Here is a 25,753-nt window from a genome sequence, read left to right on the forward strand (position 1 = left end):
AGCCCGGCGAGCACGATCCCGCCGACGAGCAGCCAGACGAACCCGAGCCGCTGGGCGGCGATGTTGGGCCGACTTCCTGCGCACCGGCGGCTCCCCGCAGGGGGTTGACCTGCGGGGAGCCGGGTTGACGTGGCCGTGTCCCGGTACGGGCGGGGCGCGTTGGCCGGGTGTGAGTGGTTTTGGGAGGCTGCCGGAACCGGAACGGCGGCTGGCTGAGGAAACGATCCTGCACGGCGCTCCGGGCCGCCCGCCGGAGCGGCCGCCGGAGCAGTCGTGGGCGGCGCCCGTGGCGGCGCCCGTGGCGGCGCCCGTGCCGGAACCCGTGGCGGAACCCGGTCCGGAGACGCCCATCTACGCCGAACTGGCCCGGCGCTGGCAGGCCGAGGGGCGGGCCGTCCCCGGGCTGCCCGACCCGGACTGGGAGCCGCCGGCCGCGCCGGCCGGGGCTCAGGAGGCGTCCGGCTCCGGCTGGAGCCCGGCGCGGGCGTCGGGGTGGAACCCGGGGGCCGGCTCGGGGTGGAACCCGGGGTAGAACTGCCGCGCCCACCGGCGGAACAGCCCGATCGAGCGCTCCCCGGGGACGAGCCGGGGCTGCGCCAGGTACCGCTTGTGGTCCAGGACCGGGCGGTCCTGCTTGATGATCCGCACCGAGGCCTGGAGCGCCGCCCAGGAGGCCGCCCGGTCGACGGCCCGCGCCGCGCCGACCCCCGGCACCGGCACCGTGGCGGTCACCGCGAAGCGCACCCTGGTCCGCCACGGCGCGACCGGCGTCGGCAGCACCCACACCCGCAAGGCGCCGCCCACCTGCGGAAGTTCGACCTCCATGCGCATCAGCCCGAGGCCGAACAGCGTCACCGGCTGCTCCAGGCTCACCGCGCCCAGCCCGGGGAACCGGGTCGTGGTGCGCTGGTGGACGGTGAACAGCGGCCCGGCCACCTCGGGCGGGGCGGTCTCCCGGGTGTCCAGGCCGTGCAGCACCCGGGTGTGCCGGAAGTCGACGCTGTTCTCCATCACCTCCTGCGGGTGGGAGAGCACGTCCCCGCTCCACCACGCCAGCGGCCGTACCCCGACCGCCGGCGGCAGCTCCCAGGCCGGTGCGCCGCCGTCCGGACCGCCGCCCGAACCGTTGCCCGGGCCGCCGCCGGGGCCGCACCAGACGAACAGCGCGCCGTCCCGCTCGCACAGCCGGCGCCCGGCCAGGGCGCCGCGGAACCGGATGCCGTCCGGCGAACCGGTGCACGAGCCGTCCGGGCCGAAGGCGAAGCCGTGGAACGGGCAGACCAGCTCCTCGCCCCGGACCTTCCCGCCCGCCCCGAAGTGCGCGCCCAGGTGCGGGCAGTGCGGGCCGACCGCGCGCACCGCGCCCCGGCGGGTCCGGTACAGCACCACGTCCTCGCCCATCAGCCGGACCGTGCGCACCCGCCCGGGCGGCAGGTCCCGGGACCGGCCGACGCAGAACCAGCCACTGGGGTACGGCAGGGGGGCGGAGCGCTCGTCCACGCGGAGTTCACCTCGATGGCTTGACAGCCGTGTGAACGTACCAGGCGACGTGCTCCCGAACGCCGTACATCTCCACCGTGGACCGGAGATTGAGCCACTTGGCCGGATCGCCGAAGCGCCGCAGTATCTCCCACGGCAGCCGGAAGTACGCGTACACGGCCTCAGAGGTCGGCAGGTAGTACGGCGTCGCGTCCAGCGCCTCCTCGACCTCGAAGCCGGCCTCGGCGAGCAGCCGCGACAGGTTGCCGGCGTGGTAGACCTTGGAACCGGTCATCGTCATCGCGTCCAGGTACGGTTCGATCAACGCCCGTGTGCCCGGCTCCATTTCGTCCAGCGGGCCGGTGCTCATCGGGCCGAGCAGCACCAGCCGCCCGCCCGGGCGCAGCACCCGGTGGAGCTCGGCCAGCGCCCGGGGCGGGTCGTAGGAGTGGACCAGCGTCTCCATCGAGTACGCGCCGTCGAACTCCCCGTCGTCGAAGGGGAGCCGGTGGAAGTCCCCGAAGCGGAACACCGTCCGGTCGCCCATCCGGGCCCGGGCACTGAGCCGGGCCGCCTCGGCGAGGTGGAAGTCCAGGACGTCGACCCCCGTCACCGCCAGCCCGAAGCGCAGGGCCATCGCCCGGGCCACCACCCCGGCCCCGCACCCGGCGTCCAGCACCCGCGCCCCCGCCGGCAGCGCCAGCTTGCGCCCCAGCACGTCCTCCAACTGCCGCTGCGCCCGCTACAACCGCCACTTCGACTGCCCCGGCTCCGTCCACCCCCAGTGCCGCGCGTTGCGCGCCACCCGGGTGTAGAACCACCGGCTCCCCGCCCGCCCGTACACCCTGCGCAGCCCGGCCAGATCGAGTCCCTGAGCGCTCATGCCAGCGGGTTACCCGGCTCGCGGCGCCGCCTACCCCCGCCGCCCGCGGATACCCCGATGGAGTGAATCGTGCGGTCATCGTTCCATCGGTGGGGCGGGGGAGGGCAGACAGCGGGGGAGTCGGGCCCGCCGAGGTGTCAGTCGACGTCCCGGGCGGCGGAGCCCAGGGCCTCCAGGTTCCAGGTGACGATCCGCCGGGGGTGCACCCGGATGACGTCCCGGCTGAACCGGTCTGGCGCCCCCGGCGGGACGTCGACGGCGAGCACCTCCGCCCGGCCGCGGATCTCCACGCCGCGGCCCCAGCCGGGCGCGACCGGATCGTCGGCGGGCGCCATGTCGTCGACCAGGACGGACACCTCGGGGCGGTCCCGGGCGTTGCGGTACTTGCGGCTGCGGGCGTTGTCCGGTCCGCCGATGTCGATGGTGCCGTCCTCGTTGAGCCGGAACCCCACCGGCCGGACCTGCGGGGAGCCGTCCGGGCCGGTGGTGGCCAGGCGGGCCAGCGGTTGGCCGGTGAGGTAGGCGCGTTCGCGCGCGGTGAAGGTCATGCGGACGACGGTAGGAGCTCAAGCGCCCTTCAGGTCAAGGACGCTCGCCGGGCCGTCCGCGCTCCGACCAGGAGCGCTTCAGCTCCGCCCAGCGGATCGCCTGATCCTCCGTCAGGGTGCCACGGAGTTCGGCGAGTTTGAGGAGCTGGGCCTCGGCGTCGGCGCCCAGGGGCTGGGCCTCGGCGCGGTAGTGGTCGGTGAGCAGGGCGTCGAGTTCGGGGCGGGTGAGGGCGGGGTCGAGGCGCTGGGCGAGCTTGGCCATGTTGCGGTAGGAGCCCTGGAGCAGGAAGGGGGGCTCGGTGCGGGTGCGGTCGTCCTGGGCGGCGGAGGCCAGGTAGGCGCGGTTGACGGCCAGGACGGTGGAGCGCAGGTGGAGCAGGCCGGCGAGGACGGCGGTCATCCGCTCGGTCTCGGCGGCGGGCCAGGCGCCGGCCAGGGTGCCGCCGGGCAGGCCGCCGGCGCGGGCGAGCAGGGTGTCGAGGTCGGCGCGCTCGGCGGTGGCGAGCGGGGCCAGGTGGGGGCTGGCGGGCAGGGCGTTCTCGACGAAGCTGAGCGCGAACAGGTCCTCGCGCCCGGCGACGGCGTCGCCGAGGTTCCACACGTCGGCGCGGTTGGCGAGCATGTCGGGCAGTCGGAAGAGGCGGCCGGACTCGGTGTACGGGTTGGCGGCCATGACGACGGCGAAGCGCTTGCCGCGCAGGTCCCACTCGCGGGCCTCGCCGTCCCAGACGCCGTCGACCCGGCGCTGGGCGTCGCACAGCGGGATGAAGCGCTGGAGGAACTCGGGCGAGGTGTGCTGGACGTCGTCCAGGTAGAGCAGCACGTTGTCACCCGCGTGCAGGGCGAAGTTGAGCTTCTCGACCTCGCGCCGGGAGGTCGCGTCGGGGGCCTCGGCCGGGTCCAGCGAGGTGACCCGGTGGCCGAGCGCGGGGCCGCTGACGGAGACCAGCAGCAGGCCGAGCCGCTCGGCGAGGTACTCGACCAGGGTGGTCTTGCCGTAGCCGGGCGGGGAGACCAGCAGCAGCAGGCCGCTGCGGTCGACCGGTCCGCCGGGCCCGGCGGTGCCGAGCTGCTTGGCGAGGTTGTCGCCGACCAGCGGCAGGTACACCTGGTCGATCAGCCGGTTGCGGACGAAGCCGTTGAGCGGGGCGGGCCGGTACTGGTCGAGCCGCAGCCGGGCGTGCTCGGCGGCCAGCAGTTCGCCGCGCAGCCGCTGGTAGGCCCGGTAGCCGGGCGCCTCGACCTGCTCGAACTCCGTCACCCGGGCGAGTAGTTCGTCCAGCCGGAGGTCGAGCGCGCCGCCCGCGAGCCGCGGGTGGTCGCCGAGCAGCCCGGTGATCCGGGCGCCCACGGCCCCCTCGGCGGGGCGGCGCGGCAGGGACGGGCAGAGCAGCGCGGCGGCGGCCTCGGCGAGGTCCGCCGGATCGGCGTCGACGGCGCCCGACTCCAGCCAGGCGGCGGCGAGTTGGCGCCGTACCGGCAGCAGCTCGGGCTCCTCGGGCAGCGCGGCCAGCGCCTCGGTGAGACCGGCCGACTCGGGGGCGGCGCGGAACTTGTCGAGCAGCGCGGCGGCGCCCGTCGAGTGGGCGAAGCTGGGTGCGGCGGCGGCCAGTTCGGCCACCAGGTAGGGCCCGGCGGGCGCCGCTCCCGGGACGAAGTCCGCGACGGCGGAGGAGAGTTCGCGGGCGAGGGCGTCCAGCGCGGCCTGCGCCGGGGCACCCCCGAAGGCGTCCCGGGCGAGGCCCAGCGAGCGGGCCCGGGTGTGCCAGAGCAGCCGCTGCCGCTCGTCGGCGCCGTGCGCCCAGTACAGCTGCGCGGCCGCCCGGGCGCCCGCCGGGTGGCGCAACAGCCCGGCCTCGGCGTCGAGTCGGAGCAGGGCGCGGAGCAGCAGCGCGGCGTCGTGGTCGTGCACGCCGCGCTGGTAGCCCTCGTCCGGGCGCTGCTCGGCGGCCCGCCGGACGTGCTCCAGCAGCTCGGCGTCGGTGAGCGGCGCCGCCGCCTCGACGGCCGGCAGCAGGCTCGCCGCGAGGTACTCGGCGCGGTACAGCCGCGGGGTCTCCGAGGGCAGCGGGCGGTCCCAGTACCGCTCGGTGGCGGCGAAGGCCGGGTCGGTGACGGGGGAGCGGTAGTCGGTGCCGGTCAGGGTGAAGGCGGGGCGTCCGCGCCAGGGCACCAGGGCGAGTTCGGGGCGCTGGGTGGTGACGGCGAACAGGTGCCGGCCCAGCCGCAGGGTGCCGGGGCCGTCCCCGGCGAGCTCGGCGCGGTCGCGCAGGGCCCGGTGGGCGCGGCCGCGGGCGGCGCGCAGCCGTCCGGTCAGCTCCTCGGCCCGGACCCGGTCGCCGAGCGCGGTCAACTGCCCGGCCAGGTCGCGGAGTTTGACGGCGGTCGGGTCGGCGGCGAGGGCGGCGTCGATCTCGGCGGCGGTGTCAAGACCGGCCAGCCGGCGGTGCAGGGTGTCGAGGACGCGTCCGGCGGAGGCGGCCAGCCGGTCGGCGCGCCGGGCCCGCTCCTCCAGCAGGTGCTGGCGGCGGGCGGTGAGCGCGTCGTGGACCTCGGTGCGGCGGGCGGTGAGCTGCTCGCCGAGCGCCGGGTCGGCGTCGGCGAAGCGGGTCTCCAGCTGCTCGATCCGCAGCAGCAGCCGGCCGAGCTGCTCGTCGCAGGCCTCGGGGGTGTCGGCGGCGGCGAGCGCGGCGGTGGTGGCCTGGCCGAGCAGGGCGGTCTCGGCGGCGAACTCGGCGGCGGCCTCGCGGGTGCGCAGCTCCCGGCGGCGCACGGTCAGCGCGGACCGGGCCCGGTTGAGCAGCCCGAGCACGTCGGCGAGCCGGTCGAGGATCGCGGTGCGGGTGGTGGCGTCGGCCAGGTCGAGGGTGCCGACCAGCTCCGAGACGGTCTGCAGGGCCTCGCTCTGGCCGCCCAGTTCGAGGCCCAGCGGCTCGGCCTCGGCGGCGGTGGCGATGGCGGCGCAGCGCTCGGCCAGCTCGCCGGCCCGCTGCCGGTGGGGCTCGAAGGCGGTCGGCTCGGCGAGCTGGCCGACGGCGCGGTCGGCGGCCTCGGCCAGGCCCTCGGCGAGGTGCGCGGCGAGCCCGTCGATCCGCTCCGGGTCGGCGCGCGGCAGGTCGCGCAGCGCCTCGACGCGGCCCTGGGCGCGGCGCAGTCCGGCCAGCCGGTCGACCCACTCGGCGGCGTCGGCCAGGGTCTCGCCGCGGGCGGTGCGCAGCAGGCCCTCGACGTGCTCGGCGGCCTCGTCGGTCCGCCGGGCGGCGTGCGCGGTGAGCTGGGCGACGGCCTCGTACTCGGCGACGACCTGCCGGGCGGTGTCGCGGATCTCGGCGAGCGGCGCGGCGAGGTCGCCGAGGCCGTCCTGGCCGAGCCAGTGGTGCCGGTCGGCGGTGCGGGTGCAGGCGGCGAGGACGGCCTGGTGGCCGGCCGGGGTGCCGGCGCCGGCCGCGGCCAGCCGGGCCAGGGCCAGGCAGTCGGCCAGGCCGCGGACCAGGTCGGCGTTGCCGATCCGGGCCAACGGCCCGCTGCCGGGCGGCTGTTCGGCGGCGAAGCGCTCGCTGGTGAACGGGGTCTGCCAGAGCTGGACGGGGTGCAGCCGGGTCGGCCCGTCCTCGGCCGGGCGCAGCGCGATCAGGGTGCCGTCGGCGAGCAGCGCGTAGCCCTGGCAGGGCAGCGGGGCGGCGGCCTCCTGGCGGACGCTGTTGTACGGCTGGAGCAGGGCGCGGCCGTCGGCGGGGGAGCGGAACTCGTACAGCACGTCCTCGCCGTTGGGCGAGAGGAGGGTGCGCTCGTAGCGCAGGCCGTCGACCGGCTGGTCGAAGGTGCGCACGGTGCCGTCCACCAGGTGGCAGCCGCCGGGGAAGGCCACACCCTGGTCGGCGGGCAGCCGCAGGCAGGCCTGGCCGAGCGCGTCGATCCGGGTGACGGTGCCGGTGGGCAGGTGCACCACCAGGTGCCGCTCGGTCTCCTCCTGGTACGGGCGCACGCGCACCAGCAGCAGGGTGCCGAGCCGGGCGTGGGCGATCCGGGCGTCGGCGAGCGTCTGCAGGGCCTCGGCCAGCGGCTCGCGGTGCAGCTCCCGGCCGTCCGGGGCGGTGATGGTCAGCCGGCCGCCGTCGACGCCGACGAGCAGCTCGCCGGCCAGGTCGGCGCGGGGCGGGCGGCCGGGGCCGGCGGGCAGCTGGTCGTCCCGGGTGAGGGCGGTCCAGGGCAGCTGCTGCCCGTCGGCGGGGGTGTGGTCGCGTTCGCCGCGCCCGTCCAGGTAGGACGGCTGGGCGTCGTCGGCGAGGCCGCCGTCCAGGCGCCAGCGCAGCACCCGGACGTCGGCGGCGGTCGGGCCGGTGCGGAAGACGGCGAGCAGCCGGCCGTCCACCGCGCGCAGCCGCTCCAACCGGGCGTCGCGGAAGTAGCGCCGCAGGTCGGCGAGGTCCTGGCGCAGCCGCGGGTCGTCCAGCAGGGTGCCCTCGGCGGGCGCGGGGGAGAGGTCGGGGTGGTGCAGGCCGAGGACGTCGGTGAAGTCCCCGGCGCCGTCGGCGGATTCGGTCGGACGGGTGGCGAGCAGCAGCAGCCCGCCGGCGGCGGTGAGGTCCTGCGGCAGGCAGGCCCGGTCGGTGGTGAGCCGTCCGGTGCCGGCCAGCCGCAGCTCCCCGCCGCCGAACTCGGCGACCCGGCGGGCGTTCAACGCCTGGGCCCGGTCGGCGAGTTCGGCGGCGGCTCGGGCGAGCCGGTCGCGCAGGACCTCGTAGGTGCCGGCGTCGAGCCGGGCGTCGAGGGCGTCCACGGTCACGGTCACGTTCCTCAGTTGACTCGGTCGAATCGGTTGCCGCGATCGATGCGGCTGGATCGGTAGCCGCGGTCAGCGCGGTCGGCGCGGTCGGCGTGCCCGCTCAGCGCGGTCGGCGTGCCCGCTCAGCGGATCACTTGGAGCCGTTGGCCGAGGCGAGCCCGCCGGCCAGCGCCCCGATCGGGGTCTCCGCGACGCCCAGCTTCCTTGCCGACTCCAGCAGTTGGCGCAGCTGACCGGCCTGGTCGCCGGCCCCCGAGCCGATCAGCTTCATCAGCAGGGCGGACACCGTCAGGTTCTGCACGTCGGCCGTGGAGACCGAGGAGAGCACCCGGGTGAGGTCGTCCGTGAAGCTCGCCCGCCCGTCCAGCCAGGGCCCGGCCAGGGTCTGCGCGGTCTGCGAGTGGGCGACGAAGGCGTCCACGCTCTTGCCGGCCGACACCGACTGCACCAGCCGGTCGAAGAACACCGAGTCCCCGCCGACGATGTCGATCTTCGCCTTCTCCAGCCCGGCCGCGACCAGCGCCGCCTGGGCCTCGGCGATCTGCCGCTGGGTGTCCAGCCCGGCCAGCCGGACGTCCTTCTCGGCGGCCAGCCGCAGCCGGTACTCCTCGTGCCCGCGCGAGGCCTCGTCCAGCTTGGCCATCGCCGCGGCCTTCTCGGTCAGGCCCTCGGCCTCGGCCTTCAGCCGGCCGCCGATCTCCAGCGCGGCGGCCTTGGCCTTCTCCGCCTGGACGACGGCCTCGGCGCGGCCGACCTTCTCCACCGCCGCGGCCTCCTGCTCGCGGACCTGGACCCGGGCCAGGCCCTCGGCCGCGGCCTCCGCCCGGACGCCCTCGGCCATCCGGATCTTGGCGGCCGCGTCCAGCTCGGCGGCCTGCTGCCGGGCCTCGGCCAGCACCAGCGCCTCGCGGGCCTTGTGGGTGGCGGCCTGCTCGGCGGCCTCCGCGGCCTTGATGTCCTTGACGAGCTTCTCCTGCGCCTCGGCCTCGGCCTGGATCACGACGGCCTTGCGGACGCGCTCGGCCTCCTCGGTGGCGCGCAGGGTCTTGACGGCCTCCTCCTGCTCGGCGACGGTGCGGTCCACCGCGACCCGCTCGCGGACCACGTCGGCGACCTCGCGCTTGGCGGACTCGAGCTCCTTCTCCTTGGCGATCGTGGCGAGCTGGGTCTCCCGCTCGCGGCCGACGACCTCCAGCAGACGGTCCTTCTCGATCCGCTCGTTCTCCACCGCGATCACCCGCTCGCGGTTCTTCTGCGCCACCGCGACCTCGCGGGCCTGGTTCTCCCGCTGCACCCCGAGCAGCTCCTCGGTGCGCAGGAAGGCGGTCTGGGCGTTGAGCCGCTCCTCCTCCTGCACCCGGGCGATCACCGCGTCCTCCTTGGCCCGCAGGGTCTCGATCTCACGGCGCTGGCGGATCTCGGCGTCGGCCTGCCGGCGCTCCAGCTCCAGGACGGCCTCCCGGGCGTCCACGTTCTGCCGGGTGATCTCCTTCTCCTCGGTGCGCTGGTACTCGTTGGTGCGCACGTGCTCGATCGCGGTCAGCTCGGTGATCTTGCGGATGCCCTGGGCGTCCAGGATGTTGTCGGCGTCCAGCTGGTTCATCGGGGTCTGTTCCAGGTGGTCGATCGCCGCGTCCTCAAGGGTGTAGCCGTTGAGGTCGGTGCCGATGACCGCGATGATCTGGTCCCGGAACTCGTGCCGGTGGGTGTACAGGTCGGTGAAGTCCAGCTGCTTGCCGACGGTCTTGAGCGCCTCGGCGAACTTGACGGCGAAGAACTCCTGGATCGCCTGCGGATCGCTGGCCCGGGCGGTGCCGATCGACTGCGCGACCTTGATGACGTCCTCGACGGTCTTGTTGACCCGGACGAAGAACGAGATCCGGATGTCCGCGCGGATGTTGTCCCGGCAGATCAGACCGTCCCGGCCGGCCCGGTGGATCTCCACCGTCTTGGCGGTGATGTCCATCAACTCCGCCTTGTGGAGCACCGGGAGGACGATCGCGCCGGTGAAGGTCACGTCCACCTTCTTCGTCCGGGAGACGATCAGTGCCTTGCCCTGCTCGACCTTCTGGAACAGGCGGCCCACGAACAGCAGCATGGCGAGCAGGATGAGCAGCACGACGGCGACGAGCACGCCGAAACCCACGGCGATGGTGTCCATCACGGAGTCCTTTGACGAGATGGCGAGTTGGAGCGAAGAGGTGGTGCGAGGAGTCGATGGGAAGAGGTGGTGCGAAAGGGACGTGCGGTGGCGGAGGGCCGGCCGGGGAACGGGAGGCCGGGGATCAGACGCCGGTGGACGGCGGCTCGAAGGGCGCCACCAGGAAGTGCTCGCCCACGGCGTCGTAGTCGAAGATCAGGGCGGTCCGCCCGGCCGTCAGGCCCGGTTCGGGCTCTGCCGTGCGGACCTGGACGGTCGCGGTGGAGCCGTCCTCCGCGGTGACCTCGGCCTGCCCGAAGTCGGCCGTCACCCGGCCGGTCCGGATCACGCAGACCCGGCCGACGAAGTCCCCCCGGGTGGCCGGCCGGTCCTGCGGGAACAGCCGCGACAGCGGCCGGACGAGCACCCGGGTGCCCGCCCAGGAGGCGGCCAGCGCGACGACGAACACGCCGCCGCGCGCCGGCGCCCCCGAGGTGAGGACGGTGCCGGCCAGGCTGACGAACCAGGCGAGCGCGACCAGCAGCGACACCGCCACCGTCACGGGAACCCCGCCCAGTCCCAGCGCGTCCAGCACGCCCGTGTGGTGGCCCTCCCCGGGCCGGTCGGGTCCCCCGTCGGCACCGTGCCCCCCGGCACCGTGCCCCCCGGCACCGTGCCCCCCGTGTCCGACGTGCCCCCCGTGCTCGGCACCGAGGTGGTGCCCCGCGTGCCCGACGTCCATGTGGTGCCCGGCGTCGTGCCCCCCGTGCACGGCGCCGGGAACGAGGCCGCCGAACAGCATCAGCAACCAGTACCCGACCACCACCACCAGCGCGAAGCTGAACAGCGCCGTCGGAAAGGCCAGCGCGGCCGCGAAGAATCCCCCCATCCCGGCCACCCTCCCCCGCCTCTCCACCGGCGCCGCGCTTCGGCACCGGGGAGATCATGACAGCGCCGGGGCCCGTCGCACATTGCCAGGATCCGGCAATCTTTACGCCCTCTTGACACCCTGGTACACGCGGCCCGCGTGACACTGCAACAACCAGGCAACAGGACGGGCGCCGGACGGTCGCAGCGGCGCCGCGCGGGTTTCGCGCGGCGGGACCGCGGCGGCCCTTCCCTGGGCGGCGGGGACTACGGCCGTCGTGCCGCGCACTACGGCGGTAGTCCAGCGCACCACGGCGGTAACGCCGCGCACCGCAGCGGTAGTTCCGTGCACTACAACGGTTGTTCCGTGCACTACAACGGTTGTTCCGAGCACTACAGCGGTAGTCCCACGCACTACAGCGGTTGTTCCGGCCAGTTCAGCAGCCGCGCCCCCATGGCCGCCGTCTCCAGGGTGAAGCGCTGGAGCGCGTCCGCCGGGTCGTACCCGGTGAGCGCCTTGATCCGCTCCAGCCGGTAGCCCAGGGTGCGCACGCTCAGGCCCAGCCGGCGCGCCGCCTCCGCGTTCACGTACGCGGCCTCCGCCTGCACCGCGATGGTGTCCAGCAGCGGACGGGCGCCGCCGCGCGCCTCGGTCAGCGGGCCGAGCACGGTGCGCACCAGGTCGGCCATGGCCGACCGGTCGCGCATCAGCACCGGGAAGACCAGCAGCTCCTCGGCCCGCAGCTGCCGGGCCGGCAGGCCCAGCCGCTGCGCGTAGTCCAGGGCGTCCAGCGCCTCCTCGTAGCTGCGCAGCACCCCGCTCGGCCCCGAGTGCCGGCGGCCGGTGGCCACCCGCCGGACCGGCTGGTAGCCGCGGCCGGTCCCGGGACGCAGCGTCAGCTCGGCGAAGGCCTCCAGCACGGCCCGCTCGGAGTCCGGGGCGATGCACACCAGCCGGCCGTCCTTGCTGGCCAGCAGCACGTCCCGCTCGCCGAACCGCCCGGCCAGCTCCCGCTCCACCCGGTGCACCAGCGGATGGACGTCCGCGAACGGCTCGTCGCCCACCGCGACCGCCACCGTGTACGCGCCCGCCAGCCGCAGCCCGAACCGCTCCGCGCGCTCGGCGAGCAGCCCGAGGTCGCTGCGGCCGAACAGCAGGTCGTCGATGAACTCCCGCCGGGCGGCCTCTTCCTGGCGGACGGCCAGGCGCTGGGCCCGCTCGTGGCCCTCGCCCAGCGCGGCCAGCGCGGCGTCGGTGGCGGCCAGCACCGCGTCGCCGGTCCGGCGCAGTTCGGTGACGCTGCTCGCGGAGGTCGTCCCGGGCAGGGTCTGCCAGGCCCGCCGGGCCGCGGCCAGGCAGTGCGCGACCACCTCGCGCAGCCCGTGCCCGGCCTCGGCGCAGTGCTCGCCGAGTCTCCGCAGGCGCTCCAGCTCCTCGCGGCGCAGCAGCCGGCCGGTGCGGGAGACGTCGGCGAGCAGCACGAGGTAGACCTCGGCCAGCTCGGTCGGTATGTCGTAGTCGATCTCCTCGGTCACCCTGTCCTGCCAACCCCCGTGCGGCCCGGTATTTCGGCGCTGAATTTATCAGGGGCGCTCCGGCCGGGAACGGGCGCGGCGGCCCCTGCCACCGGCCGGGGAGGCCCCGGCCGCCGGCCGCTGCCGCCCGCCGCGGCGGCCCCCGCTACCGGTCCCGGAAGTGCAGGACGAAGCGGGCGCTGCTGCCGTCGATCCGCCGCCGTACGTACAGCGCCGGAGCGCCGTCCGGGGTGCAGCTGACCCCCTCGCGCACCAGCAGCGCGGTGCCCGGCGGGACGCCCAGCAGCTCGGCGTCCGCGAGGTCCGCGCCGACGGCGCCGAAGGCCCGCCAGTCGTACTCCAGCTCCACCCCGGCGGCCCGCGCCAGGTCCGGCACCAGGTTCCCGGGGCGGCCCGGCCGGACCAGCTCGGCGGGCAGCGGGCCGAACGGCACCCAGTAGCTGCACGCCGCCCGGGCCCGCCCGCCCAGCCGGATCACCGAGTCCACCCGGGACAGCTCCGCCGGAGTGCGGCCCAGCTGGCGGGCCGCCTCCGCGTCCTGCGCCGAGCCGGTGACGGGCGGGGCGGCCACCACGAACTCGCCGTCGGTGGACTCGTCGTTCGGCAGCGCGGTGGGCACGCTGCCGAGGTCGAAGCGCTGGCTGCGCGGGTCCACGGCGATCGACACCCGGACGGCGGGCGGGCGGACGAAGGTGCCCACGCCCCGGCGGATCTCCACCACGGCGGCCCGCTCCAGCTCCGCCACCGCCTGCCGTACGGTCAGCCGGTTCACGCCGAACTCGGCGCTCAGCTCGGGCTCGCTGGGCAGCCGGGTGCCGGGCGGGTAGGCGCCGGTGTCGACGCGCTCCTGGAGCCGGCGGGCCAGGCGGCGGTACACCGGGGTGTTCGGGGAGCTCGGGGTGTCCGGGGGGTTCGTCGCCACGGGCCCGATCCTACGGAGCCCGCCCGGGCCGCCTGCGTCGCTCGTGCCGCCTGTGCCGCCTGTGCCGCCTGTGCCGCCTGTGCCCCTCGTCACCGCCCGTGCCGCCCGGGCGACGTGCCGTACGGGACACCGCGGCCCCCGGGTCGCCGTGGGCGGGCGATGGGCGTGGGATAGAAGGATGTACCGATCGAGGCCCGCGTCGGCGAGACCCGCGCCACCGAGGCTTGCCCGGCGGCCCCCCGAGGGGTTACACATCTAGACGTCTAGATGTCTCCGCCTCCGGATCTCCCCGTCTCCTCCCGGGTGCGGCCCCACCGAAAGGCCTCCCGCATGTCCCTGGTCAACTTCCGCGACGCCGCCGCCCTCGGCGACCCCGAGGGCCGGCGGGTCCGCCCCGGTGTGCTGTACCGCTCCGCCCAGCCGTTCCCGGCCGCCGACGAGGCCACCGTCGCCCAGCTGCGCGGCTGCGACATCCGCACCATCGTGGACCTGCGCGACCCGCGCGAGACCGACCCCGCCGACTGGGCCGCCGCCGAGTCCGCCGGGATATCCGTCGTCGCCGCCCCGGTGAACCCCGCCACCGACGCCCTCACCGCGCGGATGGGCACCATGGCCACCGCCGCCGACCTGGGCGACTTCTACGTCCTGCTGGCCGAGTCCGCGCCCGACGCGGTGGCCGCCGCCGTCGACGCCACCGTCCGCCCCGGCGCCGTCCTGCTGCACTGCGCCGCCGGCAAGGACCGCACCGGCCTGCTGACCGCCCTCCTGCTGGACCTCCTCGGCGTCCCCGCCGAGCGCATCGTCGCCGACTACACCCGCACCGCCGACGCCCTCCCGCAGATCTTCGCGGGCCTCGCCGAGCGCCACCGCACCGCCCTCAACGACCGCACCACCTCCCGCGTCACCGACTCCCGGGGCCGCAACCTGACCATCCCCGCGCCCCTCCTGGAGGCCCCGGCCGAGGCCATGTCCGTCTTCCTCGACCGCGTCCGCACCCACCACGGCGGCGCCGCCTCCTTCCTCCCCTCCTGCGGCGTCCCGGCGGCCACCCTCGGCGCCTTCCGCACCAAGGCGGGCGCCGCCGCGGCCTGACCCCGGGGGCCGTAGCGCCGCGCCCGTAGGCGTGCCCTAATCCCGTTGCGCCGTGCCGTCGGTGCTGGCAGCGTGGCCGGGCGGGCAGCGTGCCGGGGCGGAAGGGGGTGGCGCGGGATGACCGCTCTGCGCGAGATCCGGGCCGACCACGACGGGCGGACGATCGTGCTCTACCAGGCCTACCCGTCGGCGATCGCCGACGCGGCGCTGGCGGCGGGCCGGTTCACGGCGCCGTTCGGCTTCCACCGGATGACGTGGATCAAGCCCTCGTTCCGCTGGCTGATGCACCGCAGCAACTGGGCGCAGAAGCCCGGCCAGACCAGGGTGCTGGCGGTCCGGATCACCCGGGAGGGCTGGGAGGAGGCGCTCGCCCGCGCCGTCCTGACCACCGCGCACCCGGACGAGGTGGCCCGCGCCGAGGTCCACGTGCAGTGGGACCCGGAGCGGTCGCTGCGCGGGGCGGCGCTGAACCACTACAGCATCCAGGTGGGCGTCGGCCGGTCGCTGGTCCGCCGTTACGCCGAGGAGTGGGTCGTCGGGCTCACCGACCTCACCCCGCAGGTGCAGCGGATCGCCGCGCTGGTCCGCGGCGGGCAGGCGGCGAAGGCGCTGCGGCTGCTGCCGCCCGAGCGCCCGTACCCGCTGCCCGCCGCGACGGCGCGGCGCCTCGGCCTGGGGTGACCCGAGGCCCGGGGTGACCCGCCGCCTGGGATGCCCCGAGACCTGGGGCGACCAGAGGCCCGGGGCGACCCGGGGCCTCACACGTCCCGCCGCCGCACCACGACCACCGTCACCGCCACCGCCACCGCGCCCCACACCCCCATGGTGATCCACGAGTCCAGCACGCTCGGCGCGTACTTCCCCATCGTGGTCCTGGAGTTCGGTGTGATGGTGAGCCGCTGCACGGTGGCCAGCGGCAGGTGGGTGCCGATCTCCTTCAGCCACCGGTAGCGGTCCCCGCCGAACATCATCGGCAGGATGAACATCAGCATCACCAGCGACACGATCGAGGCGGTGGCGTGCCGCAGCAGCGCGCCCAGCGCCATCCCGATCAGCGCGCAGACCGGCACGATCGCCGCGTAGGCGAGCACGGCCCGCAGGCAGCCCTCGTCGGTGATGGAGAGCCCGACGTGCCGGGAGGCCAGCATCGCGTTGATGGTGAGGAAGGAGACCGCCGAGACGACGAGCCCGGCGAGCGCGGTGATCCCGCCGATCAGCAGCACCTTGGCCGCGATCACGCCGCGCCGGTCCGGGACGGCGGCGAAGGTGGTGCGGATCAGGCCGGTGGTGTACTCGCCGAAGACGGTGATCGCCCCGAGGCTGCCGGCCGCGACCGCCATCAGGTCGCTCGCGATGCTGCCGAGGCCGTGGAACAGCGGGTCGTAGGTGTACGGCGAGCGCCCGGGCATCGGCGCGGGCGGGTGGTCGATGTACGTCAGGTCGGTGTGGACGGCGTTCACGTTGACCGCGATCGCCACCAGCGAGGCCAGCGCCAGCACCCAGTAGGTGGAGCGCAGCGAGCGCAGTTTGATCCACTCGGCGGCGAGCAGGTCGAGGAACCGGGGGGCCGGCTCGGCGACGGAACCGGTGGAACCGCCGGAACCGGTGGAATCAAGGGCCATGCTGCTCATCGGGCTTCTCCTGCCAGGTACTCGACGCTGTCGGCGGTCAGGGACATGAACGCCGACTCCAACGACGACGTCCGGGCGGCCAGCTCGTGCAGCACCACGCCGTGCCGCAGCGCGAGTTCGCCGATCCGTTCGGCCGGCATCCCGGTGACGGTCCCGAACCCCGGCTCCGTCAGCCGTACTTCGGCCCCCTCCGCGCGCAGGACCCCGGCCAGCGAGGCGAGTTCGGGCCCCCGGACGGCCACCGAGGAGACCGCGTTGCGGGCCGAGAACTCGGCGAGGCTCTCGTCCGCGATCAGCCGGCCGCGCCCGATCACCACCAGGTGGTCGGCGGTGTGCTCCATCTCGGCCATCATGTGGCTGGAGACGAAGACGGTGCGCCCCTCGGCGGCGAGCCGGCGGAACAGCCCGCGTACCCAGAGCACGCCCTCCGGGTCCAGCCCGTTGAGCGGCTCGTCGAAGAGCAGCACCGGCGGGTCGCCGAGCAGCGCGCCGGCGATGCCGAGCCGCTGCTTCATGCCCAGCGAGTAGCCGCCGATCCGGCGCCCGGCGGCCTTGCCGAGCCCGACCTCGGCCAGCACCTCGTCCACCCGCCGGAGCGGGATGCGGTTGCTCCGGGCCAGGGCCGACAGGTGTGCCCGGGCGCTGCGCCCGCCGTGCACGTCGCCCGCGTCCAGCAGGGCGCCGACGTGCCGCAGGCCGCGCGGCCGGTTCGCGAAGGGCACCCCGGCCACGGTGGCACTCCCCCCGGTGGGGGTGTCGAGGCCCAGGATCATCCGCAGCGTGGTGGACTTGCCCGCCCCGTTGGGGCCGAGGAAGCCGGTCACGGTGCCGGGCCGGACGGTGAAGGTCAACTGGTCGACGGCCGTGGTGGCGCCGTACCGCTTGGTCAGTCGCTCGATCTCGATCACGGGGACAACGCTGCCGGTCGGGCCCCCGCCCGGGCATCGGGCCGCGGGCCACAACCGCGGGCGGCCGCACTGGCCCCGGGGATTACGCCCCCGGGCCAATGTGCCGCCGTCCGGGCCGCCGCTACCATCGCGTCATGATCACCGAACCCCGTCCGCCGCTGCTCAGGCGCCTGCCCGCGGGCGTGTGGGTGGGGGCGCTGTGGACGGCCCTGGTCGTGTTCCGCTTCTTCACGCGCGAGAACGAGCTGCACCACCTGCTGAACTACCACGGCAATCCCGAGGACATGCCGATGGTGGTCACCGCGGTGGTCACCACCCTGGTCGCGACGCTGCTGGTCCGGCTGCCGATGCTCGCCATCGTGGTGGCGCTCGGGGGCGGGATGTTCGCGCTCGGGATGTGGGGCGTCCCGGAGGCGGCGCCGCTCCAGTTCCTGATCGCCGACGCGGTGGTCGGCTACTGCGCGGCCACCCGCTCCCGCCGGGTCTCGCTCACCGCCCTGGCGCTGCCGCTCGCCACCCTCGCCGGGCTGCTGCTCTGGGGCGCCGTCAACGACTACCCCGTCAACCCGCTCGCCTACGGGGGCTTCGCCGCCACCGTGCTGATCGCCTGGCTGATCGGCAACACCGTGCACCAGGGCCGGGCCCACACCGAGGCGCTGCGCGGCCGGGCCTCCGAGCAGGCCATCACCGCCGAACGGCTGCGCATCGCCCGCGAGTTGCACGACATGGTGGCCCACAGCATCGGCATCATCGCGATCCAGGCCGGCATGGGCAGCCGGGTCATGGACACCCAGCCCGCCGAGACCCGGGCCGCCCTGGAGGCGATCGAGGCCACCAGCCGGGAGACCCTGGCCGGGCTGCGCCGGATGCTCGGCGCGCTGCGGCAGGGCGAGGGGGAGCCGGCGCCGCTCGAAGTGATGCCCGGACTGGGTGAGTTGGACCGGCTGGTGGAGAAGGCGGCGGGCGCCGGGGTGCGGGTGGCGCTCACCCGCCGCGGCGAAGCCCGTCCCCTGCCGTCCGAGGTGGACCTCGCCGCCTACCGGATCGTCCAGGAGGCGGTCACCAACGTGGTCAAGCACTCCGGCACCCGGGACTGCCACGTCACCGTCGGGTACGGGCCGCGGGAGCTCGACGTCACCGTCGTCGACCTGGGCGCGGGCGCGGCGACCGGCACCCCCGGTACCGGCTACGGGCTGGCCGGCATGCGCGAGCGGGTCGCCCTGCTGGACGGCGAGTTCGCGGCCGGCCCGCGCCCCGAGGGCGGCTTCCGGGTCGCCGCGCGGCTGCCGCTCCCCGAGACCCCGGCCGTGCAGACCCCGGCCGTGCAGACCCCGGCCGTGCAGACCCCCGGCGAGCCCGGTGTCGGAACCGCCGTCGGGACCGCCGTCGAGACCCCCGTGGAGGTGGGACCGTGATCCGTGTCGTCCTGGTCGACGACCAGCCGCTCATCCGCACCGGCCTGCGCGTGCTGATCGCCGACGCCCCCGACCTGGAGGTGGTCGGCGAGGCCGGCAACGGCGCCGAGGCCGTCGAACTGGTCGCCCGGCTGCGCCCCGACGTCGCCGTGATGGACATCCGGATGCCCGGCATGGACGGCATCGAGGCCACCCGCCGGATCACCGCCGACCCGGACCTGCCCACCCACGTCCTCGTCCTCACCACCTTCGACGACGACGACTACGTCTACGGCGCGCTGCGGGCCGGGGCGAGCGGCTTCCTGGTCAAGGACCTCGCCCTGGAGACCATCCTGGACGGCGTCCGGGTGGTCGCCGCCGGGGACGCCCTGCTGGCCCCCGGCATCACCCGCCGGCTGATCGGCGAGTTCGCCGCCCGCCCGGACGCCGACGCCGCGGCCAGGCCCCGCAGGCCGGTCGCCGAGGCCGTCACCGAGCGCGAGCGGGAGGTGCTCACCCTGGTCGGCCGGGGCCTGTCCAACGCCGAGATCGCCGCGGAGCTCACCATCAGCGTGGCCACCGCCAAGGCCCACGTCGCCCGGCTGTTCACCAAGCTCGACGCCCGCGACCGGGTCCACCTGGTCATCCAGGCCTACGAGTTCGGGCTGGTCAGCGCGTAGAAGCGTGTGAAGCGCGTAAAGCGCGCAAAGCGCGCAAGGAGCGTAAAGCGCGTGGAGCGCGTCACGCGAGAGCGCCGGAGCGGGCCCGCACGGCCCACTCCGGCGCTCGCCTCACCCGGTCGTCAGTGGACGACCGCGTGCGAGATCTGGCAGCCGCTCACGCCGTTCGACCAGGTGCCCTGCATGGCGAACGAGCCCGTCGCGAACGTCACGTTCTGCGCGCCGCCCGTCCCGCCGACCCCGTTCCAGGAGCACTTGTCGGCGTTCTCGTACCCGGTCGAGTCGGTCCAGCCGCCCGCCGGGTTCTGGTCGGTGATGGTCTCCGAGTACTCGTGGCCGTACACGATGGTCACGCCGTCCAGGGTGCCCGCGCTGCCGCTGTTGACGTAGTTCTGGCCGCAGGAGCTGCCCATGTCGGTCACGTACGGGTCGTTGGTGAACGCCACGTCACCGTACGGGGAGGAGGCCGCGCCGCCGCTCAGGGTGGTGTCGCCGTTCCAGTCGTGCCAGGCGCAGAAGCCCCCGTTCGGGGTGTTGAAGCCGTCCGGGTGGGTGCCGGTCGGCGACAGCACCACGTACTGCACGTTGCGGTTGGAGGCGGCGGTGGTGTTGCCGAAGTGCCCGGCCGCCTTGACGGCCTCGGCGGCCAGCTGGTTGCCGCTGGCCTGGCCCGGAGCGGCGGCGGACCCGTCGACCCAGACGCCGGCCAGCGCGCCGCCGGTCGGGTAGCCGACGTGCGTCGAACCGGTCGGGCAGCTGGTCGCGCCCGCGGCGACGCCCTCGCAGTACTGGGTCATGACGCCGGACCAGGTCTCGCTGTTGGTGCCGAGGCCCTTGAACAGCTGCTGCGCCCGGACGGCCTCGCCCTTCGGGTCGCCGGTCAGGGTGGTGTAGCCGCTGGAGTTGGTGCCCTGGGTGCCCCACTGGGAGCCCCAGAAGACCAGGTAGACCTTCGGCGCGCCGGTGGTGACGCCGATGCCGTCGACGCCGCCGCCGTAGCTGAGGTTGTTGCCCGCGGCCTTCGCGGAGTCGCCGGCCTCCTTGGTCGGGTGCGCGCCGTGCCGGTAGGGGTGCGGCTGTCCGGCGAACTCGCCGGCCGGCCGGTTGTCCTGGGCGGCCTGGGCGACCGGGGCGGCCGCGAAGCCGGCGGCGGCCAGCGCCAGGGCGCTGAGCCCGGTCAGGGCCCGCAGTCGCATCCGGCGGGAGGTGGGGGAGATGCCCATCGTGAGGGTTCCTCTCTGGTGCCGGCCGCGGCCGGGTACGGCGCGGCGGCACGGTGGGGGACGAAGGGGGAGGAGCACGACGACGGCGAGCCGGACCTGCCGGCGGCCCGTCAGGGACGACCAGCGGGGTGGGATGGGGGACCGGTTCACCGCCGACCGCCGGAAGCAAAGCACCGCCGCCGAAACCGCTTCAAGCACGCAAAGGGTAAGACCCGCCCCAAGGAACGCCCGGGCGGACGTAGCGAACGTCAAAAGCCCGCAGCTGGACGTGGGTTGATGCGCGTAGCGCAGCCGAATGCCAACAGTTGAGAGGCGCTTCTACACCGTATGCGCCGTCAGGTCGTCGCCGAAGGCCGACTCAGGGGCCCTCGACCTCGCCGATCCGCATGATCCGGCCGTGCGAGTCCAGCACCACGTCGTAGGCGTTGCCGTGGCAGCCGTACGGGTCGGCCGGTTCGCGCTCGGCCAGGCAGTCGTCGATGTGGGCGATCAGCTCGTCGAGGCGGACGGTCCTGGCCGGTTCGTCGTGGGTGACGTCGACCAGGGTCGCCGCCACGCCCGCCCCCGCGAAGCCGTAGTGGACGGGGCTGCCGACGGGCTCGTAGCGGGCGGAGCCGCAGCTGAAGCGGGCGGCCCGGGCGGTGAGTTCGGCCGGTCCGGCGGAGACGACGACGAGGAACTCGTGGCCGGGGCGGCCGGTGGGAACGGCGCACCCGGGCCCGGTGGAAGACTCCGTGGAGGGCTCGGCGGAGGGCTCGTCGGGAGACGCGGGCGAGTCCGGCGAGTCCGGCGGGGCGGGCACGTCGGGCGAAGCGGACGAGTCGGGCGAGGCGGAGGAGAAGGCGGCGGACGGCTCGGCCGAGCCGGAGTAGTACTCCTCCTCCTCGTAGAAGAGGCCGTCGTCCTCGTCCAGCAGGTCGTCCGCGCCCTCGTCGGCCAGCGCGGCGGCGGAGGCGGCGGCCACGGTGGGGCCGGAGTCGGCGGGCGTGCAGCCGGTGAGGACGGCGGCGGCGCCGCAGGCCAGCAGGGCGGCGGCGAGGAGCATGCGGGGGGTGGCCATGACACAAGTCTCCCCGGGCGGCGGCGGTTGGCGGTACCCGCTTAACACGACCGGGGCCCGGCCCGTGGTTCCCGCCAGGGCCCCTCCCCCGCCGGATGTGCGGATCCGGCGGGGGAGGGGAGCCGATGAGCGGCCGTCAGGCGGCGGCAGGGGAGCAGGTGGCGGCCGTCAGGCGGCCACCGGCCGGCCCGCCTCGTACGCCTCGCGCACCCGGGCCTGCGCCCGCGCGCCCGCCGCCAGGTGGTCGAGGCCGAGCAGCGCCGCGCCCAGCACCGGCGGGGCGACGACGACGCGCGGCTCGGCCAGCGGCGCGGCCTCGGCGAGCCGGGCGGTCACGTTGTCCAGCAGCAGCGGATGCCGGGAGGCGAGCACGCCGCCGCCCAGCACCACCGGGGTCGGGGTGTCCAGCAGGTCCAGGCGGCGGAGCGCCACCACCGCGAGCCGGACGATCTCGTCGGCCTGGCGGTCGATCAGCCCCCGCGCCACCTCGTCGCCCTCGTCCGCGACGGCGAACAGCACCCGGACGATCTCGTGCAGTCGTGCGTGCGGCAGGTGCCCGAGGTGGACGGCCTCGGCGACGGCGCCGGCGCCGGGCAGGCCGAAGTGCTCGGCGATGGCGCGGGCGAGCCCGGTCGGCCCGCCGCGCCCGTCCTCCGCGCGGACGGCGTGCCACATGCTGGCGACGGCGAGTCCGGAGCCGCCGCCCCAGTCGCCGGTGAGCTCGCCGAGGGCGGGGAAGCGGGCGGTGCGGCCGTCCGGCAGCAGGCCGACGCAGTTGATCCCGGCGCCGCAGACCACCGCGACCCCGCGCGGGCCGTCGGTGCCGGCCCGCAGCAGGCCGAAGGTGTCGTTGACGACGGTGTTGCCGGCGCCCCAGGGGTGGGACTCCAGCGCCACCCGCAGCGCCTCCTCCTCGACCGGCAGGTCGGCGTTGGCCAGGCAGGCGCTGACGTGGCCGGTGAGCACGCCGCTCCAGGACGGGTGGCCGGCCTCGGCGGCGGCCTGCTCGACCAGCGGGGCGAGGCCGGCGACGGCCGCCGCGCCGCCGATCTTCTGCGGTTCGAAGCCGCCGCCGCGGGCGGTGCCGAGGATGCTGCCGTCGGTGCCGATCAGGGCGACGTCGGTCTTGGAGTTCCCCGCGTCGATGGCGAGGACGCCGGGCAGGAGTGGTTCGGGCTGGTGGGTCATCAGGTCCCCGCGGCTCGTACGTGGCCCGGGCCGTTGGTCGTCGGCCGGGTGCCCGGCGGTGGTCCCGGCCGGGTGGCCCGGCCGAAAGGTCCCCGGCCGGGGGTGGACGGTCTCCTCGCGGTGCCCGTCCGGCGACCGGGGGCGGTCGCCGGACGGCGCGGAGCGGGCCGGGTCAGGCCCAGGCGAGGTGCTCGCGGTTGTGGGCGAGCAGGCGGTCCGTGAGCTGGTCGGCCAGCTCGATCTGGCCGACCAGCGGGTGGGCGAGCAGGGCGTCGAAGACCCGGTCGCGGCCGCCGCGCAGGGCGGCGTCGAGGGCGAGGTGCTCGTACGAGGTGACGGCGGCGACCAGTCCGGCGTACAGCGGCTCGACGGGCCGCTGCGGCAGCGGGCGCACGCCCCGCGCGTCCACCTCGGCCGGCACCTCGATGACGGCGTCGTCGGGCAGGAACGGCAGCACGCCGTCGTTGCGGGTGTTCACCACCTGGACGGACGTGCCGCCGCCGGTGCCGAGCAGCGCGGCGATCAGCTGGACGGCCGCCTCCGAGTAGAAGGCGCCGCCGCGCTTGCCGAGCAGCTCGGGCTTGGTGTCCAGGGCCGGGTCGGCGTACAGCTCCAGCAGCTGCCGCTCGATCTCGGCGACCTGCGCGGCCCGCGAGCCCTGCTCCCTCAGCTCCGCCACCACGGCGTCGTGCTGGTAGAAGTACCGCAGGTAGTAGGACGGCACGACGCCGAGCCGCTCGATGACGGCCTGCGGCAGGTGCAGGTCCTCGGCGATCTCCTTGCCGTGCGAGGAGAGCAGCTCGGGGAGCACCTCGCGCCCGGTCGTGGCGCCCGGGGCGTCCAGCAGGGTCACCCCGCGCTCCCAGGTCAGGTGGTTGAGCCCGACGTGGTCGAGCCGGACCAGCTCCGGGTCCACGCCCAGGTGCCCGGCGAACTTGCGCTGGAAGCCGATCGCGACGTTGCACAGCCCGACGGCCTTGTGGCCGGCGGTCTGCAGCGCCCGGGTGACGATGCCGACCGGGTTGGTGAAGTCCACGATCCAGGCGTCCGGGTTGGTCCGGCGCACCTGCTCGGCGATGTCCAGCACCACCGGGACGGTGCGCAGCGCCTTGGCGAGCCCGCCGGCGCCGGTGGTCTCCTGCCCGACGCAGCCGCACTCCAGCGGCCAGGTCTCGTCCTGGTTGCGGGCCGCCTGCCCGCCGACGCGCAGCTGGAGCAGCACGGCGTCGGCGTCCGCGACGCCCGCCGCCAGGTCCGTGGTCACCGTGACGACCGCGGGGTGGCCCTGCCGGGCGAAGATCCGCCGGGCCAGGCCGCCGATCAGCTCCAGCCGCTCGGCGGCCGGGTCGATCAGCACCAGCTCGCCGACCGGCAGGGTGTCGCGCAGCCGGGCGAAGCCGTCGATCAGCTCCGGAGTGTACGTCGAACCCCCGCCGACGATTGCCAACTTCAGTGCGGACATCAGCCCTTGACCCCTGTCAGTGTCACGCCTTCGATGAAGGCCTTCTGAGCGAAGAAGAAGAGGACGATCACCGGGGCCATCACCATCATGGTGGCGGCCATGGTGAGGTTCCAGTTGGTGTGGTGGGCGGCCTTGAAGGACTCCAGCCCGTAACTGAGCGTCCAGGAGTCGTGGTTGTTGCTGGCGTAGATCTGCGGGCCGAAGTAGTCGTTCCAGCAGTAGAAGAACTGGAACAGCGCGACCGCGGCGATGGCCGGCTTGGCCATCGGCAGGACCACCCGCAGCAGGGTGCGCAGGTCGCCGCAGCCGTCGATCCGGGCGGCCTCGATGTACTCCCTGGGGATGGTCATCAGGAACTGGCGCAGCAGGAAGATGGTGAACGCGTCGCCGAAGGCCATCGGGATGATCAGCGGCCAGAGCGAGCTGCTCAGGCCCATCTGCTTGGACCAGAACAGGTACATCGGGATGACGGTGACCTGCGGCGGCAGCATCATCATCGCGATGACCGCCATCAGCGCCAGGTTGCGGCCGCGGAAGCGGAACTTGGCGAGCGCGTAGGCCACCGGCAGGCTGGAGACCACGGTCAGCACGGTGCCGGCCACGGCGTACAGCAGGGTGTTGCGCCACCAGGTGAGGAAGCCGGGGGTGTCCCAGACCTTGCCGTAGTTGCCCCAGTTCCAGCTGGTCGGCCAGTAGTCGGTGGTGAGCGCCTGCCGGTCCGACATCACCGAGGTGAGGAAGACGAACACGAAGGGCAGCAGGAAGAACAGCGCGGCGGCGATGGCCAGCGCGTGCACGGCCACCCAGTTGAGGGCCGCGCGGCGGCGGGCGGCCCGGGCGGCGGGTCCGCCGGGGCGGGAGGGGCCGGCCGCGGCCGGGGCCCTCGTGAGCGTGGAGCCAAGAGTCATGATCAGGTCCTCACGGGCCGCTAGTCGTCGCTCGCCATGAAGCCGGACCGGCGGCGGAGCAGGATCGAGGTGACGGCCATCGAGATGGCGAACAGCACCAGGGCGACGACGCAGGCCGCGCCGTAGTTGAAGCTCTGGAAGCCGAGCTTGTAGACCATCTGCGGCAGGGTCCAGGTGGAGCCGTTCGGGAAGCCGGGCTCGAAGGGCTGGCCGGAGCCGCCCGCGATGCCGCTGGCGACCTTCCCGGCGACGATCGCCTGGGTGTAGTACTGCATGGTCTGGATCACCCCGGTGACCACCGCGAACATGATGATCGGCGAGATGTTCGGCAGGGTGACGTACCGGAACCGCTGGAACGGGCCGGCGCCGTCCAGCGAGGCCGCCTCGTACTGCTCCCGGGGGACGTCCAGCAGCGAGGCCATGAAGATGACCATCAGGTCGCCGACGCCCCACATGGCGAGCAGGGTGAGCGCGGGCTTGGACCAGTCCGCGGAGGCGAACCAGCCGGGCTGCGGCAGGCCGAGCTCGCCCAGCAGGTGGTTGACCGGGCCGGTGCCGGGGTTGAACAGGAAGGCGAAGGCGACGGTGGCGGCCACCGGCGGGGCCAGGTACGGCAGGTAGAAGGCGGTGCGGAAGAAGCCGGCGCCGGTCTTCACCTTGGTGATCAGCATCCCGATGCCCAGGCCGAAGACGACCCGCAGGGTCACCATCACGACGACCAGCCACAGGGTGTTGCGCAGGCCCTGCCAGAAGGTCGGCAGGTGGTTGAAGACGTAGTCCCAGTTCTTCAGGCCGCTGAAGGTCGGGGCGCCGAAGCCGTTGTACGAGGTGAAGGAGAAGTAGGCGGTGGAGACGAGCGGGTAGGCGAAGAAGACGCTGAACCCGATCAGCCAGGGGGAGAGGAAGGCGAGGGTGCGGGCCGCCTCCCGGCGGCGCTTCCGGCGCAGCAGGTGCTGCGTGGAGGGCGCCGCCGGGCCGGTCGGTCCCGCGTCGGCCTCGTCGCTTCCCTTGCGGGTGCCGAACGCGAGTGACATGGGAGCTCCGTG

21 protein-coding genes are annotated in these 25,753 nt (G+C 74.9%); 4 read left to right on the forward strand and 17 right to left on the reverse strand.

Translation table 11 applies throughout. The annotated features are described in order from the left end of the window. Positions 1–447: 447 nt before the first annotated feature. The 9 genes from ACWDCZ_RS17825 to ACWDCZ_RS17865 form a co-directional block, all read right to left on the reverse strand. On the reverse strand, positions 448–1,500 hold the full coding sequence (locus tag ACWDCZ_RS17825) for an aromatic ring-hydroxylating oxygenase subunit alpha (RefSeq protein ID WP_449816343.1): 1,053 nt from the start codon (positions 1,498–1,500) through the stop codon (positions 448–450). A 7-nt stretch (positions 1,501–1,507) separates the two neighbouring features. After that, positions 1,508–2,206: a class I SAM-dependent methyltransferase gene (locus tag ACWDCZ_RS17830; protein WP_449816344.1), complete on the reverse strand. Its 699-nt coding sequence runs from the start codon at positions 2,204–2,206 to the stop codon at positions 1,508–1,510. A gap of 15 nt (positions 2,207–2,221) precedes the next feature. Beyond that, positions 2,222–2,362 carry a hypothetical protein gene (locus tag ACWDCZ_RS17835; RefSeq protein ID WP_449816345.1) on the reverse strand — a complete coding sequence of 47 codons (141 nt, stop codon included), beginning with the start codon at positions 2,360–2,362 and terminating at the stop codon, positions 2,222–2,224. Positions 2,363–2,499: 137 nt separating this feature from the next. Further along, complete coding sequence (locus ACWDCZ_RS17840; RefSeq protein WP_449816346.1) at positions 2,500–2,910, reverse strand: PPOX class F420-dependent oxidoreductase; 411 nt, start codon at positions 2,908–2,910, stop codon at positions 2,500–2,502. Between the two features lie 34 nt (positions 2,911–2,944). Continuing rightward, the gene (locus ACWDCZ_RS17845; protein WP_449816347.1) at positions 2,945–7,702 is read right to left on the reverse strand and encodes a DNA repair ATPase; all 4,758 of its coding nucleotides are present in this window, start codon (positions 7,700–7,702) and stop codon (positions 2,945–2,947) included. 124 nt (positions 7,703–7,826) lie between these two features. Continuing rightward, complete coding sequence (locus ACWDCZ_RS17850; protein ID WP_049655427.1) at positions 7,827–9,857, reverse strand: flotillin family protein; 2,031 nt, start codon at positions 9,855–9,857, stop codon at positions 7,827–7,829. Between the two features lie 124 nt (positions 9,858–9,981). Next, on the reverse strand, positions 9,982–10,725 hold the full coding sequence (locus ACWDCZ_RS17855; protein ID WP_449816348.1) for a hypothetical protein: 744 nt from the start codon (positions 10,723–10,725) through the stop codon (positions 9,982–9,984). A gap of 392 nt (positions 10,726–11,117) precedes the next feature. Further along, positions 11,118–12,239: a PucR family transcriptional regulator gene (locus ACWDCZ_RS17860; protein WP_387974920.1), complete on the reverse strand. Its 1,122-nt coding sequence runs from the start codon at positions 12,237–12,239 to the stop codon at positions 11,118–11,120. Between the two features lie 145 nt (positions 12,240–12,384). Then, positions 12,385–13,161, reverse strand: coding sequence for a GntR family transcriptional regulator (locus ACWDCZ_RS17865; RefSeq protein ID WP_074005604.1), 777 nt, complete (start codon positions 13,159–13,161; stop codon positions 12,385–12,387). A gap of 330 nt (positions 13,162–13,491) precedes the next feature. Between ACWDCZ_RS17865 and ACWDCZ_RS17870 the strand changes: the two genes are divergently transcribed. Together ACWDCZ_RS17870 and ACWDCZ_RS17875 are read left to right on the forward strand one after the other, a co-directional pair. Continuing rightward, complete coding sequence (locus ACWDCZ_RS17870) at positions 13,492–14,253, forward strand: tyrosine-protein phosphatase (protein ID WP_449816349.1); 762 nt, start codon at positions 13,492–13,494, stop codon at positions 14,251–14,253. A gap of 117 nt (positions 14,254–14,370) precedes the next feature. After that, positions 14,371–14,934 (forward strand): DUF4291 domain-containing protein, encoded by a 564-nt coding sequence (locus tag ACWDCZ_RS17875; protein ID WP_449816350.1) that lies wholly within the window; start codon positions 14,371–14,373, stop codon positions 14,932–14,934. A 77-nt stretch (positions 14,935–15,011) separates the two neighbouring features. On the opposite strand, the gene ACWDCZ_RS17880 is transcribed toward ACWDCZ_RS17875, so the two are convergent. Together ACWDCZ_RS17880 and ACWDCZ_RS17885 are read right to left on the reverse strand one after the other, a co-directional pair. After that, positions 15,012–15,884 (reverse strand): ABC transporter permease subunit, encoded by an 873-nt coding sequence (locus ACWDCZ_RS17880; protein ID WP_449816351.1) that lies wholly within the window; start codon positions 15,882–15,884, stop codon positions 15,012–15,014. Further along, complete coding sequence (locus ACWDCZ_RS17885) at positions 15,881–16,792, reverse strand: ABC transporter ATP-binding protein (RefSeq protein ID WP_375873222.1); 912 nt, start codon at positions 16,790–16,792, stop codon at positions 15,881–15,883. Before ACWDCZ_RS17885 ends, ACWDCZ_RS17880 begins: the two co-directional genes overlap by 4 nt. 134 nt (positions 16,793–16,926) lie before the next feature. On the opposite strand from ACWDCZ_RS17885, the gene ACWDCZ_RS17890 reads away from it, so the two are divergent. Next, on the forward strand, positions 16,927–18,207 hold the full coding sequence (locus ACWDCZ_RS17890) for a sensor histidine kinase (RefSeq protein WP_449816352.1): 1,281 nt from the start codon (positions 16,927–16,929) through the stop codon (positions 18,205–18,207). Then, a complete protein-coding gene (locus ACWDCZ_RS17895; RefSeq protein WP_049653795.1) occupies positions 18,204–18,866 on the forward strand; it encodes a response regulator in 663 nt (220 codons plus the stop codon). Before ACWDCZ_RS17890 ends, ACWDCZ_RS17895 begins: the two co-directional genes overlap by 4 nt. Positions 18,867–18,988: 122 nt before the next feature. Here the strand turns inward: ACWDCZ_RS17895 and ACWDCZ_RS17900 are convergent, their stop codons facing one another. The 6 genes from ACWDCZ_RS17900 to ACWDCZ_RS17925 all read right to left on the reverse strand — a co-directional run bounded on the left by ACWDCZ_RS17900 (position 18,989) and on the right by ACWDCZ_RS17925 (position 25,741). Then, entirely contained in the window at positions 18,989–20,089 is a 1,101-nt protein-coding gene (locus tag ACWDCZ_RS17900; protein ID WP_449816353.1) for a hypothetical protein, read from the reverse strand. Between the two features lie 358 nt (positions 20,090–20,447). After that, positions 20,448–21,149: a hypothetical protein gene (locus tag ACWDCZ_RS17905; protein WP_449816354.1), complete on the reverse strand. Its 702-nt coding sequence runs from the start codon at positions 21,147–21,149 to the stop codon at positions 20,448–20,450. A gap of 168 nt (positions 21,150–21,317) precedes the next feature. Then, complete coding sequence (locus ACWDCZ_RS17910) at positions 21,318–22,337, reverse strand: N-acetylglucosamine kinase (RefSeq protein ID WP_449816355.1); 1,020 nt, start codon at positions 22,335–22,337, stop codon at positions 21,318–21,320. 172 nt (positions 22,338–22,509) lie between these two features. Then, entirely contained in the window at positions 22,510–23,790 is a 1,281-nt protein-coding gene (locus ACWDCZ_RS17915; RefSeq protein ID WP_449813398.1) for a 6-phospho-beta-glucosidase, read from the reverse strand. 8 nt (positions 23,791–23,798) lie between these two features. Beyond that, positions 23,799–24,707 carry a carbohydrate ABC transporter permease gene (locus tag ACWDCZ_RS17920; RefSeq protein WP_049651466.1) on the reverse strand — a complete coding sequence of 303 codons (909 nt, stop codon included), beginning with the start codon at positions 24,705–24,707 and terminating at the stop codon, positions 23,799–23,801. 20 nt (positions 24,708–24,727) lie between these two features. Next, entirely contained in the window at positions 24,728–25,741 is a 1,014-nt protein-coding gene (locus tag ACWDCZ_RS17925; protein WP_117489905.1) for a carbohydrate ABC transporter permease, read from the reverse strand. Positions 25,742–25,753: the final 12 nt, after the last annotated feature.

The organism is Kitasatospora sp. NPDC001225 (assembly GCF_053597855.1).